General features: G+C 65.9%; 17 protein-coding genes. 7 read left to right on the top strand and 10 right to left on the bottom strand.

Going from position 1 to position 13,811, the window contains the following annotated elements; all coding sequences use genetic code 11:
• Nucleotides 1-113 precede the first annotated feature (113 nt).
• Entirely contained in the window at nt 114-404 is a 291-nt protein-coding gene (locus tag F9K20_RS21325; protein WP_367115893.1) for a GNAT family N-acetyltransferase, read from the top strand.
• Here F9K20_RS21325 and F9K20_RS12775 read toward each other — a convergent pair.
• From F9K20_RS12775 to F9K20_RS12790, 5 genes are all read right to left on the bottom strand, one after another.
• Nucleotides 347-1,225 carry a sigma-70 family RNA polymerase sigma factor gene (locus tag F9K20_RS12775; RefSeq protein WP_291002202.1) on the bottom strand — a complete coding sequence of 293 codons (879 nt, stop codon included), beginning with the start codon at nt 1,223-1,225 and terminating at the stop codon, nt 347-349. The genes F9K20_RS21325 and F9K20_RS12775 overlap by 58 nt on opposite strands.
• A complete protein-coding gene (locus F9K20_RS12780) occupies nt 1,225-1,683 on the bottom strand; it encodes a carboxymuconolactone decarboxylase family protein (RefSeq protein ID WP_291002205.1) in 459 nt (152 codons plus the stop codon). Before F9K20_RS12780 ends, F9K20_RS12775 begins: the two co-directional genes overlap by 1 nt.
• A 117-nt stretch (nt 1,684-1,800) precedes the next feature.
• Entirely contained in the window at nt 1,801-2,256 is a 456-nt protein-coding gene (locus F9K20_RS12785; protein ID WP_291002207.1) for a DoxX family protein, read from the bottom strand.
• 71 nt (nt 2,257-2,327) lie between these two features.
• Complete coding sequence (locus F9K20_RS21330; RefSeq protein WP_367115801.1) at nt 2,328-2,396, bottom strand: hypothetical protein; 69 nt, start codon at nt 2,394-2,396, stop codon at nt 2,328-2,330.
• Nucleotides 2,397-2,432: 36 nt separating this feature from the next.
• Nucleotides 2,433-3,029, bottom strand: coding sequence for a DUF2269 domain-containing protein (locus tag F9K20_RS12790; protein ID WP_291002209.1), 597 nt, complete (start codon nt 3,027-3,029; stop codon nt 2,433-2,435).
• 172 nt (nt 3,030-3,201) lie between these two features.
• On the opposite strand from F9K20_RS12790, the gene F9K20_RS12795 reads away from it, so the two are divergent.
• Nucleotides 3,202-3,684 (top strand): MarR family winged helix-turn-helix transcriptional regulator, encoded by a 483-nt coding sequence (locus F9K20_RS12795; RefSeq protein WP_291002210.1) that lies wholly within the window; start codon nt 3,202-3,204, stop codon nt 3,682-3,684.
• Between the two features lie 56 nt (nt 3,685-3,740).
• Here F9K20_RS12795 and guaA read toward each other — a convergent pair whose 3' ends face one another.
• Nucleotides 3,741-5,306 carry a glutamine-hydrolyzing GMP synthase gene (guaA, locus tag F9K20_RS12800; protein WP_291002213.1) on the bottom strand — a complete coding sequence of 522 codons (1,566 nt, stop codon included), beginning with the start codon at nt 5,304-5,306 and terminating at the stop codon, nt 3,741-3,743.
• Nucleotides 5,307-5,506: 200 nt separating this feature from the next.
• On the opposite strand from guaA, the gene F9K20_RS12805 reads away from it, so the two are divergent.
• From F9K20_RS12805 to F9K20_RS12825, 5 genes are all read left to right on the top strand, one after another.
• Nucleotides 5,507-5,938, top strand: a complete 432-nt coding sequence (locus tag F9K20_RS12805; RefSeq protein ID WP_291002215.1) for a YciI family protein — start codon at nt 5,507-5,509, stop codon at nt 5,936-5,938.
• Between the two features lie 115 nt (nt 5,939-6,053).
• Entirely contained in the window at nt 6,054-6,464 is a 411-nt protein-coding gene (locus F9K20_RS12810; protein ID WP_291002218.1) for a YciI family protein, read from the top strand.
• A 115-nt stretch (nt 6,465-6,579) separates the two neighbouring features.
• The gene (locus F9K20_RS12815; protein WP_291002241.1) at nt 6,580-6,972 is read left to right on the top strand and encodes a YciI family protein; all 393 of its coding nucleotides are present in this window, start codon (nt 6,580-6,582) and stop codon (nt 6,970-6,972) included.
• Between the two features lie 166 nt (nt 6,973-7,138).
• Nucleotides 7,139-8,419: an RNA polymerase sigma factor gene (locus F9K20_RS12820; RefSeq protein ID WP_291002221.1), complete on the top strand. Its 1,281-nt coding sequence runs from the start codon at nt 7,139-7,141 to the stop codon at nt 8,417-8,419.
• A gap of 120 nt (nt 8,420-8,539) precedes the next feature.
• Nucleotides 8,540-9,466, top strand: coding sequence for a leucyl/phenylalanyl-tRNA--protein transferase (locus tag F9K20_RS12825; protein WP_291002224.1), 927 nt, complete (start codon nt 8,540-8,542; stop codon nt 9,464-9,466).
• 15 nt (nt 9,467-9,481) lie between these two features.
• Here the strand turns inward: F9K20_RS12825 and F9K20_RS12830 are convergent, their stop codons facing one another.
• From F9K20_RS12830 to F9K20_RS12845, 4 genes are all read right to left on the bottom strand, one after another.
• Nucleotides 9,482-10,303 carry a zinc ribbon domain-containing protein gene (locus tag F9K20_RS12830; protein WP_291002227.1) on the bottom strand — a complete coding sequence of 274 codons (822 nt, stop codon included), beginning with the start codon at nt 10,301-10,303 and terminating at the stop codon, nt 9,482-9,484.
• A 65-nt stretch (nt 10,304-10,368) separates the two neighbouring features.
• Nucleotides 10,369-10,821, bottom strand: a complete 453-nt coding sequence (locus F9K20_RS12835) for a TspO/MBR family protein (protein ID WP_291002228.1) — start codon at nt 10,819-10,821, stop codon at nt 10,369-10,371.
• Complete coding sequence (locus tag F9K20_RS12840) at nt 10,818-12,755, bottom strand: methyltransferase domain-containing protein (protein ID WP_291002230.1); 1,938 nt, start codon at nt 12,753-12,755, stop codon at nt 10,818-10,820. The genes F9K20_RS12835 and F9K20_RS12840 overlap by 4 nt, the downstream gene beginning before the upstream one ends.
• A gap of 183 nt (nt 12,756-12,938) precedes the next feature.
• A partial coding sequence (locus tag F9K20_RS12845) for an RsmB/NOP family class I SAM-dependent RNA methyltransferase (protein WP_291002232.1) occupies nt 12,939-13,811 on the bottom strand: 873 nt, incomplete at its 5' end.

Below are 13,811 nucleotides of genomic sequence, written 5' to 3' on the forward strand. Positions count from 1 at the left end.
CATTGGAGCCGCCTGGGTGGTGAACGTGCTGCGCTCGGCTGCGTGGCCTTGCGCCCGTTGGGCGACGGCGCCTGCGAGATGAAGCATCTTACGTGCATCCCGTGTCGCGCGGCATGGGACTTGGAAAAGCGCTGGTCGCGGCGATCATCGATACAGCGGCGCAGCGCGGCTATCGCGAACTCAAACTCGACACCCTGCCGCAGCTCAAGGAGGCGATCGCGCTCTATCGCCGGCTTCGGCTTTGCGCCAGTTCCGCCCTATGGCGACCACCCCTATCCGGGCACGCTCTGCTTCGGCCGCAACATCTAAGCCGCATCGGAACCGCCGTGATCGCCTACCAATGCCCTCAGTGCACCGTGCCGCCATCGAGGTGTCGCAGCTTGTCGGGATTGCGCATGACATAGATGCCGACGATCTTGCCATCCTCGATGTGCAGCGCCGTCGTCTGCAGCTCCTCGTCGCCTTCGACGGTGACGAACCCGGGCAGGCCATTGATGAACGCATAACGCACGAGCCGCGACATCCGCTCGGCGAAGATGCGCGCCAGCCTCGCTTGCAGCTGCATGACATCGTCGACGCCGACGACCGGCGCCGTTACGGCCGACCTCTTGCCGCCGCCATCGGCATGCACGACGACGTCGGCCGCCAGCAGCGATTGCAGCGTGCGCATATCGCCGGTGCGGGACGCCGCGAAGAACGCCGCGGCGATCTCGAGACCGCGCTCCTTCGGCATATCGAAGCGCGGCCGGCTCGAGCGGACATGCCCGCGGGCACGGCTCGCCAGCTGGCGGCACGCCGCCGGCTCGCGCTCGATGGTTTCGGCGACCTCTTCGAAGTCGAGACCAAACACGTCGTGGAGGAGAAAGGCGGCGCGTTCGAGCGGCGATAGGCGCTCGAGCGCCAGCATCAGCGGCAGCGTGACATCGTCGATCGCGTCCTCCGACGCCTCGACGACCGGCTCCGGCAGCCAAGTGCCGACATACGTCTCGCGCCGATGCCGAGCGGACTTCAGCTGGTCGAGGCAGAGGCGCGTCACGACGCGGCGCAGGTAGGCCTCCGGCTCGCGCACCGCCTCGCGATCGGCATCGAGCCAGCGCAGAAACGACTCCTGCACCACGTCCTCCGCGTCCGCGACCGATCCCAGCATCCGGTAGGCGATGCGGATCAACCGCGGACGCAGCGGATCGAACGCGGCAGCGGCGTCCTCCTTAGACATCCCCGCCATCACGCGGCCTGGCGCTTCGCGACCGGGTGCACCCCGCGGAAGCCGACTTGGATGCGGTTCCAGCCGTTGATGGCGACGATCAGCAAGGTCAGCAGCACCTGCTCCTCCTCGGTGAACTCTGCCTTCAGCTCCTGATATGCATCATCGGGTGCGCGCGTCTCGGAGACCAGTGTCAATGCTTCGGTCCAGGCCAGCGCGGCGCACTCGCGCTCGCTGTAGAGCGGGGATTCGCGCCAGGCATCGAGCAGGTAAAGGCGCTCTTCCGTCTCGCCCTGCTTGCGCGCCTCGGCAGTGTGCATGTGCAGGCAGAAAGCGCAGCCGTTGATCTGCGAGGCGCGGATCTTCACCAGCTCCATCAGACTCGGCTCGAGACCAGCCTTGAGGATGCCCTGGCCGAAATCCAGCCAGGCCTGCATCGGGGCGGGCGCGGCGGCAAACGGGTTCAGTCGCGGGGTCATGCATCTCTCCTTCGTCAGGTCGGTTCCCGCAGACATGACGAGGCAGGTCGGCAATGTGTGACACGCAGGGGGCATTTTTGCCTGATGCGCCCTATTTGGGCGGTCGTCGCCAAGGCGCTAGGGCTGCTGGGCGCGCCAATTCTGCGCCAAGCGGTCGAGCGAGACGGGACCCGGCCCGGCCACGGCGAGCCAGCCAAACAGCGCCATGAACAGAACCTCCTCGAAGCCCAGGAGCGTGGCCAGCGAGTCGACCTCACCCCATTTGGCGCTGATGATGGCGACGATCATGACGATGACCAGCGGCACCGCGGCGATGCGCGTGAACAATCCCAGCAGCAACAGGAGGCCGCCGAAGAACTCGACGCCCGACACGAACGGCGTCATGATTTCGGGGAACGGGATGCCCCAATTCCTGAAGTTATCGGTGACGAAGGGCAGCGCGTTGAGTTTCGCCCAGCCGCTCCACAGGAACACCCAGCCGACGACGATGCGGGCGAACAGGGGCGGCAGCCAGGCGAAATAAGCCGACAGCCGCTCCGGCCCGTTGATGAGAAAATCGATGAGGAATTTCATGGGCTCCCTCGCGCGCGTGGCGTTTCCCTTCGCGCCTCATTCGCGCGGCTGCCGCTCTTTGTTACCCGACCCTACGCCCACTCAACCGTGTCCCGGGGGGTCGATGCGATGTCGTAGACCACGCGGTTAATGCCACGCACCTCGTACTGCTGCCACGATATCCTTTGATGGCAAGCTCAAGCAGACGGCCCAGGCGACGCCTCCGAACCCCAGGGATAAAGCCGCGGAATAACGATCGTCAGCAGAGCGGCAAGCGCAATCGCCGCAAGCGAGCCAACGAAGAACATGGCCCAGGTGGTCGGCCGGATTGTCCCGAGCGCGATGATAAGGAACAAGATCGGCAGGTCGAGGAAGTGGGTGAACGATGGCACTAGCTCCCCACGCGCCCGCTGAAGCTCGGGGGTAACGTGACCGGACTTAAGAGCGATCCGCGTGAGGCGCCGCAGCCGCATGAAATAGAGACGCGTGATCGTGTTGCCTTCAATGAACTCGAAGGCGAACCAACCGACCATTCCGGTCAGCCACGGGATCTGCAAGAACGCCCACCCGCCATAGAAATCTACGATCATCCAAGTGCCGGAGACGAGCAGCAGCAGGGCGCCCGGCACGACAAGCCCGTCGTAGAAGACCGCGATATTGCGCACGGCCTCAGCGAAGGGCTTCAACTCGCTCAGCTGGCGCGAACGTAGGTCGGCCATCCACACACCGATGAGCCCGGCGCCCATGAGGATCGCGCCGAGGATGTGGATGAACTTCAGTAGTTCGTACTCCATGGCAGTCACGCTTTTGCAGGCTTGTTGCGACGGAGCCGGCCTTTCATCCTGAGTCCGTCGCGCATGTTAACAGCGACATGACGCGTTCCCTATTGGGTGTGTGATGTCAACTTGGTATGATGACGCCATATATGATTGACATTATGATGTCAATACCGTCCCACGGTGACATATGCGCAAGACCAAGCGAACGCTGGCGGGCGATGCCCTGAGCAACCTCATGCTCGACCTATTCAGGCTCAACAGCCTGCTCTTGACCGCGGGCGATAGGCTGGTGGCGCAGCTCGGGCTGACGAGCGCGCGCTGGCAGATCCTCGGCGCCATCGTCGCCGCCGAACGCCCGCAGCCGGTCGCGTGGCTCGCGCGCGACATGGGCGCCAATCGCCAAAACGTGCAGCGGATCATCAACGACCTGCACAAGGAAGAGCTGGTCGCGTTCGAGGCCAACCCGCATCACCGGCGGGCGCAGCTCGTTGTCCTGACCGACAAGGGAAGACGGACTTTCGAGGCTGCCATGGAGCTGCAGGCCCCTTGGGTCAACAGCCTCGCGGACGGGCTCGCGGTCAAGGATCTGGAAACCGTCCACCGTGTCATCACGGCGCTGCGAGATAAACTGGAGGGAAGCGACGAACCTGAGGTCAACCCTGACCGATAGTGCGTCTCGTGCCACGCTGAGCAGAGCCGTAACTGGCGAGTGATCCGGCTATATGCTCACTCCCACTCGATGGTGCCTGGCGGCTTGGAGGTGATGTCGTACACGACGCGGTTGATGCCGCGCACCTCGTTGATGATGCGCGTCGCCGTCGGGCCGAGGAAGGAGTGCGGGAAGTCGTAATAGTCGGCCGTCATGCCGTCGGTCGAGGTCACGGCGCGCAGCGCGCACACGTAGTCGTAGGTACGCGCATCCCCCATGACGCCGACGGTGCGCACGGGCAGCAGCACCGCAAACGCCTGCCAGATCTGATCGTAGAGGCCCGCCTTGCGGATTTCCTCGAGGTAAATGGCGTCCGCCTGGCGCAGGATATTGAGCTTCTCCTCCGTCACCTCGCCGGGAATGCGGATGGCGAGCCCGGGGCCCGGGAACGGATGCCGGCCGACAAAATGCTCAGGTAATCCCAGCTCGCGCCCGAGCGCCCGCACCTCGTCCTTGAACAATTCGCGCAGCGGCTCGACCAGCTTCAAGTTCATGCGCTCGGGCAGGCCGCCGACGTTGTGGTGCGACTTGATGGTCACCGACGGACCGCCGGTGAACGACACGCTCTCGATGACGTCGGGATAGAGCGTCCCTTGCGCTAAGAAATCGGCGCCGCCGAGCCGCCTCGCCTCCTCCTCGAACACGTCGATGAACAGCGCGCCGATGGTCTTGCGCTTTTGCTCGGGGTCGGTCTTGCCGGCAAGCGCGGCAAGAAAGCGCTCGCGCGCGTTAACATGCACGAGCGGGATGTTGTAGTGCCCGCGGAACAGGCGCACGACCTCCTCGGCCTCGTTCTGCCGCAACAGGCCGTGGTCGACGAAGATGCAGGTGAGCTGGTCGCCGATCGCCTCGTGGATCAGCACCGAGGCGACGGCGCTGTCGACGCCGCCCGACAGCCCAGAGATGACGCGGGCCTTGCCGACTTGCGCGCGGATCTTCGCCACCTCGGCGGTGCGGAAGTGCGCCATCGTCCAGTCGTTCTTGAGGCCGGCGATCTTGTGCACGAAGTTCGACAATAGCTTCGCACCGTCCGGCGTGTGCACGACCTCCGGGTGGAACATGGTCGTATAGATGCGCCGCTGCTCATCGGTCGCCACCGCGAACGGCGCATTCTCGCTCGTCGCCTTAACGGTGAAGCCTTCGGGCAGGCGCGTGACGCGGTCGCCGTGGCTCATCCACACCGGATAGCGCTTGCCGACCTGCCAGATGCCGTCGAACAGGGCGCTCGGCTCTTTGATCTCCACCTCGGCGCGGCCGAACTCGGCCGGGTGGCCACCTTCCACCACGCCGCCGAGCTGCACGGCGGTCGTCTGCTGGCCGTAGCAAATCGAGAGGATCGGCAGGCCGCTCGAGAAGACGCTCTGCGGCGCCCGCGGCGAGCCCTCGGCCGTCACCGAAGCGGGGCCGCCGGACAGCACCAACGCCTTCGGCTTCAGGCGCGCCATGGCCGCCTCGGCCTCGCTGAACGGCACGATCTCCGAGTAGACGCCCGCCTCGCGCACGCGGCGCGCGATGAGCTGCGTCACCTGACTGCCGAAGTCGATGATGAGGACTGTGTCAGTGTCGGTGACAGGATTGGTCACGGAAGCTCCAAGGTAAATGCCCTGAGCGGCCCCATAGATCACCCGCCCGTAGGAGCGTCAAGGCGCACAGGTGCCGCGATTCGCAGGCGATTTACTGCGCGCCCCAAAAAATTCGCTTCGCCATGTCGATTCCAATCGGGCCCGTTCGACGTGTCTGCAGAGCGGGGATCGCCCCGGCTCCCATGCCAAGGAGAAAGACCATGCGTTTCATGATCATGGTGAAGGCCACGAAGGACACCGAAGCGGGCATTTTCCCCACCGGAGAGGAATACGAGAAGCTCTTTTCGGACATGGCGACCTACCACGAGGAGATGCAGAAGGCCGGCATCCTGCGGGAGGCCTCGGGGCTGCAGCCGAGCTCCAAGGGCTGGCGCATCCAATACTCGGGCGAAAAGCGCACCGTGATCGACGGGCCCTTCACCGAGGCCAAGGAGCTCATCGCCGGCTACACGGTCATCGAGGTCAAGTCGAGGGAAGAAGCCCTGGCGTGGACGCGGCGCTTCCCCAACCCCATGGGCGAAGGCAAGCCAGCCGAGATCGAGGTGCGCCAGCTGTACGAGCTCGACGATTTCGAGCCTGCCGAGGGCCTGGACCGCTTCCGCGAAATGGGCGTCGGCGGCGCGCACAAGTAGCCCGAAGCACCACGAGAAGAATACGCGCGCCGTGTCGATCTCGTGGATTGCCGTTCGACGTGACAACAGAGCCAGACATCTCAGGCTCATAGACCGAACTCAAGGGAGAACGACGATGCGATTCATAGTGATGGTCAAGGCGACGAAGGATTCCGAAGCCGGCAAGATGCCTTCCGAGGAGCTGCTCGGTGCCATGGCGAAGTTCAACGAGGAGATGGTCAAGGCCGGCGTCATGCTCGACGGCAACGGCCTGCAGCCGAGCTCCAAGGGCGCCCGCGTGCGCTTCTCCGGCAACAAGCGGACGGTGGTCGACGGGCCGTTCGCGGAGACCAAGGAGCTGGTGGCCGGCTACTGGATCCTGCAGTGCAAGTCTCTGGCCGAATGCGTCGAATGGATCAAGCGCGGCCCCAATCCGCACAACGAGGGCGGCGAGATCGAGATCCGCCAGCTGTTCGAGATGGAGGACTTCGGCGAGAGCGAAGCCATCGAGCACCATCGCCGCCTCGATCAGCAGCTCAAGTCGTGACGAAAGAAATTCGGACGGCGTGTCGATTCTAAGAGGCGCCGTTCGACGTGATAGCGGGGCGGGCTTGATCCGCTCCGCCTCTTCAACCGAATGACGGGAGAATGACATGCGATTCATGTCGATTGTGAAATCCGCTGAAGACTATCGCCAAGGTCCTCCGCCGCAGGCGCTCATGGAGGCGATCAGCAGGCTCAGCGAGGAGGCCATTAAAGCCGGCGCGATGGTGGACATGGGCGGCTTGCTGCCGACCGCGGCCGGCTTTCGCCTTCGCCTCGCAGACGGCAAGCTGACCATCACCGATGGCCCATTCAGCGAGGCCAAGGAGGTCATCGGCGGCTATGCGGTGTTCCAGGTCAGCTCGAAAGAGGAGGCGCTGGAGTGGGGAAAGCGCTTCATGAATCTCCACAAGGAGCACTGGCCCGAGTGGGAGGGCGAGGCCGAAGTGCGCCAGATGTTCGACGGCGCCGGTTGCGATCCGAATTCCCAGCCCTGCATGCCACAGCGCTAGGACCGACCAAGGCCCTCCTTCAGATGAGGAGGTACGACATTGGCGAGCTTCAACGCGCCTACGATGCTGCAAGACCATAGGGGCGGCCTAGCCGAAAGCCGCGCGTCCGGCTGGCATGCAGATCTCGTTGCGTTAGCTCGCCCTAGCTTGCACCGAGGGATTGCAGATGCTGGTATCGGTAGCCGTGACGGCTACCGATACACAATCCGCCATCGACGCGGTCTTCAGGATCGAGCAGGCGAGGCTCATAGCCGGTCTCGCCCGCATGGTGCATGACGTGGGTCTCGCCGAGGAGCTGGCGCAGGACGCGCTCGTATCCGCGCTCGAGCAATGGCCGCGGTCCGGCATCCCCGACAAGCCCGGCGCCTGGCTCATGGCCGCCGCCAAGCGGCGCGCCATCGACCGCTTCCGGCGCGCCAAGCTCATCGACCGCAAGCATACCGAGCTGGAGCACGAGCTAACCTCGGACGGCGAGGGTCGGATGCCGGACCTCGATGCTGCGTTGGACGACGACATCGGCGACGACCTGTTGCGCCTCATGTTCACCGCCTGCCATCCGGTGCTCGGCAAGGAGGCGCAGGTGGCGTTGACGCTGCGGCTGGTCGCCGGCCTCAAGACCGAGGAGATCGCGCGCGCCTTCCTGGTCCCGGAGCCGACCATCGCCCAGCGCATCGTGCGCGCCAAGCGCACGCTGGCCGAAAAGCGCATTCCATTCGAGGTGCCGCGCCGCCCCGAGCTGGGCGAGCGCCTCGCCTCGGTGCTGTCCGTGATCTACCTTATCTTCAACGAAGGCTACGCGGCCACGGCGGGCGGTGATTGGATGCGCCCGCAGCTGTGCGAGGAGGCGCTGCGCTTGGGCCGCATCCTCGCCGAGCTGGCGCGTGCGGAAGCGGAGGTGCACGGCCTCGTCGCGCTCATGGAGCTGCAGGCCTCACGCCTTGCCGCGCGCCGCGGCCCGGACGGCGAGCCGGTGCTGCTGCTCGATCAGAACCGCGCCCGCTGGGACCAGCTCTTGATCCGCCGCGGCCTCGCCGCGCTCGAGCGCTCGCAGGCGCTGCACTCCGCCCCCGGTCCCTATGCACTGCAGGCCGCTATCGCCGCTTGCCACGCCCGCGCGCGCACCGCCGAGGAGACGGACTGGGCGCGCATCGTCGGGCTCTATGGGGAGCTGGGCGAGGTCATGCCGTCGCCGATCGTGGAACTCAACCGCGCCGTGGCGCTCGCCATGCTGTTCGGCCCCGACGCCGGGCTGCGGGTGGTCGACGCGCTGACCGCCGAGCCGCTGCTCAAGGACTACCACCTGTTGCCGAGCGTGCGCGGCGACCTTCTCGCCAAGCTCGGACGCGCCGAGGAGGCGCGGGCCGAGTTCGAGCGCGCGGCGGCGATGACGCAAAACGAGCGCGAGCGCGCCCTCTTGCTCAAGCGCGCCGCCGATTGCATGAGCTGAATCCCCGCCCCCATTAACCCTACCGAGCAACCATCCTCGGCGTCGCCGGCGATGGCACGCGACTTGTTTGGAGTTTGGTAAGCCCCTGGCGGGCAGTTTCCGGGCCCGGCGCGCATGGCAATGCGTCGGCCGCTGTTGGGAGGAAAGCCGTTGGCCAACGTCGCCGCATCGTTCCTGGAGATCATCGCCGAGGAAGACGAGGAGAGCCCGGCCGCGCGCCGCCGGCGCTTGTTCCGCGAGAGCCCGAAAGCCAAGCTCTTGCGCTGGCTGATGGGCACCGCCTATGCCTGCCATCCCAAGCGCATCGCCGACCTACCGTTCCTGATCTGGCACACGGCGGTCGACATGGCCCGCGGCGGGACGCCGCTGCCCAGCAGCGCGACCGCGCATGCGCGCCCGGACACTTTCGCCGGCGTCGCGCGCGATATCACGCCCGAGCGCATCATCACCGCGGCACGGCGCGGCTTCTTTCCCTGGTGCCACGTGGGACCGCTGAAATGGTGGACGCGCAGCGAGCGCATGGTGCTGTTCCTCGGCGAGCACCACATCGGCAAGCGCCTGCGTCGCGAGATGCGCAAGACGCAACTTCGCGTGACCTTCGATGAAGCCTTCGACGAGGTGATCAAAGCCTGCGCCGAGCCGCGCAAGGGCCGACCGCAGCTCACCTGGATCACGCCGCAGATCATGCGCCTTTACGCCGCCCTGCACGACCTCGGGTTCGCCCACTCGTTCGAAGTCTGGAGCGTCGACGGGCGTCTCGTGGGCGGCGGGTACGGCATCGCCGTCGGGCGCGTATTCTACACCGAATCGCAGTTCAGCCGCGAGAGCAACACCTCGAAGATGGGCTTTGCTTGCCTCAACTATCATCTCGCCAAGTGGGGCTTCGTGCTCAACGACGGCAAAGACTTCACGGCGACCATCGATGCCATGGGCTTCCGTTCCATCCCACGCGCCGAGTTCGAGGCCATTCTTGCCGAGCACGGCGCCGCGGGCGGGCATTCGCGCCCGTGGGTGGTGGAGGACGATCTGGCGACCGTCGCCGCCTGATGCCGGTAGTCGCGGTCAGATCGTCACGATGCCCGCGGCGGTGAGCACGCGCGCCGTATAGAACCCGACCCACCACATGAGCCAGAAGCCGACCTTGTTCGATACGATCGAGGCGAGGAGATAGAGCGCCGTCGCCTTCCAAATCGGCATGCTCCAGAAGCGGCGGTGAATAGCTACGAAGTAGGCCCATAGCAGCAGCGCCAGCGCGACCGAGGCGAGCGCCGACGGTGTGAGCCAATCGGCTTCCGTCATCGGCCCCCCGAAGGAGGACATGCCGATGCCGCCGAGCATGACGCGCACGAGGAACTCGTAAGCGCCATAGACGGGAGCGACGAAGCCCAAAGCCAGGCAGTAGAGCTTGAAGTAGGCATGGAATGGCCGCTTCACGGCGGCAAAATAGCGGAACAGCGCGTAGGCAAGCGCGAAGGTGATAGCCATGCCGACGTAGATGCCGACCTGCGACAGCACCTTCATCAGCGTCTGCATGCTCTCGCTGACCGGCGTGCCGTTCATGGGGACGACGACGCGCATCACGACCGGCACGAACAGCAGGCAGTAGAGCGCGATGCCGGTGAGCGCGAACGAGAGGTACCCGCGATAGCTTGGGTCCTCGGCAAAGTCGGTCGTCTGGCGTACGGGGGCGCGCAGGATCTTGAGATAGACGGCCGGGAAGCTGCGCCGAACGGGGGCCGCCGCCTGACCGAGAAATCCAAGCGAGCTTGCGCGCAGGTCGGCACCGCAGGAAGAGCAGAAATTGCTGCCCGCCGGCGCACCGCAATCGGCGCACACGCTCATCGTGGCGCCGGTCGACGCTGAGCTCCCTGTGTGCAGAATCATAGGCGCCCCCCTAAGCTGCTGGCGAACTCTAGCAGCGCCGGGTCGAGGCGCACAGCGCGGGTGGGTCAGCCGTTGAGGCGCCAGAGCTCGAAATTCAGCGCCGCCGAGAAAGAAACCCACAGAAAATACGGCACGAACAGCAGCGCAGCGGAGCGGCGGACCGGCCAGGCGAGGACGATGAAGGCGAGGATCGCCAGCCACAGCGCGCCCATGTCGATGAGCGCCGAGGTGATCTGCTTCTCGCCGAACATCAGGTACGACCAGGCGCCGTTGAGGCAGAGCTGCAGAAGCCACAGCCACAATAGCGGTCCAAAGCCCTGCGCGCGCCAGGCGATCCAGCCCGCGATGGCGATCATCACGTAGAGCACCGCCCACACGGGTGGAAACACGGTGTCAGGGGGAGTCCAATCCGGCTTCTGCAGCGCGGCGTAGAAGGGTCCCGGCAGGTAGGTCATGCCGAAGTACGCCGCGCCGGCGACAAGCGCGAGAAATACCAACAGCCCCGAGTATCTCGTCACTGTGCCGCCTCGACCTGCGGGGCGGCGCTCTTGCCGACGATCGACAGGCGTTCCACCGCCGCTCCGAGAATCTGCCCGAGCAGCTCCGAGTACCGCATGCCGGCAAAGCCCGCCATGAGGTTGACCTTGCCGTCCCAGCACCAGCCGGGATTGGGGTTGACCTCGAGCAGCTTGATCTCGCCCTTGGCGTCGGCACGGAAATCGAAGCGCGCATAGTCGCGGCAGCCGAGCCGCTCGAACAGGCGCGCCGAGTGCTCGACCAGCTGCTGCTGCTGCAGCTCGGACAGCTCGGCCTCGTGATAGGATACCTGCGTCCAGTAGGGGCTGTCGGGCTCCCACTTCGATTCATAGCCGAGGATCTTCGGCAACTTCGGATCGAGCTTGGAGAAGTCGACCTCGAGAATCGGCAACGCGCGCAGGCCCTGGTCGGGGTTGCCGACCAGCGTCACCGAGTACTCGGCGCCAGTCAGATACTCCTGCACCAGGATCGGCCGCTTGGGGAAGGCCACCCGCAAGCGCTCGAGGTAGTCGAGCAGCGCCTTCTCGTTGCGGACGACAGCGTCTTTGGTGATGCCCTGCGAGCTGTCGCCGTAGTTTGGCTTCAGCAGCGCCGGGAACACCGACGGCAGCGTCGCACCCTGATCGCCGGGCCGAACGTGCGTCTCGAGCGGCACCGGCACATCGAGCGTCAGGGCGACGGCACGCACCAGCCCCTTGTCGTAGCAGGCGGCGAGCGCCGACGGTCCGGCTCCCGTGTACGGCAGCTCGAGCGACTCGAGCATCGCCGGAACGTGCAGCTCCTTGAACGGGTCGTTGTTGAAGCCCTCGTCGCACAGATTGAACACGAGGTCGGTGCGCAGCTCGGAAAGATCGCGGTCGAGCGTTGCGTGGTTGTCGAGGTAGCGGAACTTGTAGGCCGGCAGCTCCGACAGGGCGTCCTTCAGGCGTCGGATGGTGTCGTGGTCCTCGGGGTTGAAGGCGCCCCCACGCTTCACCGTATCGGGAAGGCGCGGATCGCCCATGACGACGGTCACGTCGATCTGCTGCACCTTGCCGCGCGGCTTGCGCAGCAGCGCCGGCGCATCGGCCGACAACAGCAGGCGCCGCGCCATCATGCCCAGATCCTGGTCGCGATCCGACAGCGCCTCGGCATTGCCGTGGTGGCGCACATTACGAAAGCCGGTCTTCTCGAGCAGCCTGGCAATGCTCTCGCGCGTGTAAAGGCGCTCCGCATAGAACTGATCGGCAATGACGCCCAGCTCGTCGTGGACGATCACCTCGCGCGAGATGAGCCGTTCGCGATCACCCGAGAGCGAGCGCTCGCGGCACACGAAATGGTGCTCGTCGATCCACTCCCAGGAGCGGCGCTCGAAGTGATCGGCCATGTAGGCGCCGTCGGTGATGTCGAGCACGAGCTGACCGGACGGGCGCAAAATCTTGCCGACCGCGGTCAGCACCTTCTCGTCGTCCTGCTTGTTGGAGAAGTAGCCGAACGAGTTGCCCATGATGGCAACGCAATCGAAGCTGGTCTCGGGCAGGCGCGGATTGCGCGCATCGCCTTCCTTGAAGACGACCTGCAGCCGCTCCGATTGCGCGCGCTTCTTGGCCAGGCGCACGAGGTAGCGCGAGCGGTCGACGCCGGTGACGTTCTTGAAGCCGCGGCGCGCCAGCTCGAGGCAGTGCCGCCCCTGCCCGCAACAGAGGTCGAGGATCTGGCTGTGCGGCTGCACCGGCGCGGCGGCGAGAATGAAGTCGACATCGCGACGCGTGTTCTCCACGTTCTCGACGACATCGCCGTCGGTCTTGACGTAGAGAGCGTTGAAAAGCTTGCGCCACCACTCGGCGGGAAGATGCGCCTCAAGGTCCGCAACGGGGCCGAGGCACGAGCGCGGCGTAGGGCGCCTGGGGCGCTTCGCCTTGGCAACTGACGCCATGATGGACGTTCGTCCTCAAAGGGCCGCGCTCTGGCTCAGGGCCGCTTCTGCCCCCATCAGCCGGCGATCGGCCGAACAAAACTACAGGCCCCTCTGGCCTCGATAGTCGGCGAACTTATTTGCCAATTGCGACTTTGCAAGAGGCAACTTCGCTTTTTCCGCCTCCGCAGCGTCGCTCGTCGATCAAGGACGGTGTCGGCGCATTAGCGCGATGAAGAATCCGTCAGTGCCGTGCCGCGCCGGCGTGAGCTGCAGAGTGTCGTCGCGGCCGTCGGCGGAACGTGGCGGCACTGCGCCGATGCGCTCGGCCCAGGCCGTGGTAAACGGCTCGACCGCGAACTCCCCGTGGCGACCGAGAAAGGCTTCGACCTGGTCGCGGTTCTCCTCCGGGAGCACCGAGCAGGTCACGTAGGCCAGCGCGCCGCCCGGCTTGGTCAGGCTGGCGCCGAGGTCGAGGACGCGGGCCTGCTCGGCCTGGCGCTCGGGAATGTTGGCGGGCCTTACGCGCCACTTGGCATCCGGCTTGCGGCGCCAGGTGCCCGAGCCCGTACATGGGGCATCGACCAGCACCAGGTCGAAGCGCGGCCCCAGCGCCGCGAGCGCTTCCTCGTTCCCCGCTTCCAGCACCTGCACGTTGCGCACGCCGGCGCGCTTCAGGCGTTCGAATATGGGGCGCAGCTGCTTCCTGTCGGCGTCGTAGGCGTAGATCTGGCCCGTGTTCTGCATGGTCGCGGCGAGCGCGAGCGTCTTGCCGCCGGCACCGGCGCACAAATCGAGGACCTGCATGCGCGGAGCGGCACCGGCCAGCAGCGCGGCGAGCTGCGAGCCCTCGTCCTGCACCTCGAACCAGCCCTTGCCGTGCGCCGCCTCGGCTTCCAGATGCAGGGCCTTTCGGGCGCCCTCCGGCGCGGGGACGCGCACGCCGGTCGGGGCGAGCGGGGTCGGCGCCGCGCCGTAGCGCTCGAGCGCTTTGACGACCTTCTCCCGTGTCCCCTTCAGCGTGTTCACCCTGAGGTCGATGGGGGCGCGAGCGGCCAGCGCCGCGCCCTCCTCGGC

The organism is Hyphomicrobium sp. (genome assembly GCF_009026145.1).
Lineage (GTDB): Bacteria > Pseudomonadota > Alphaproteobacteria > Rhizobiales > Hyphomicrobiaceae > Hyphomicrobium_A.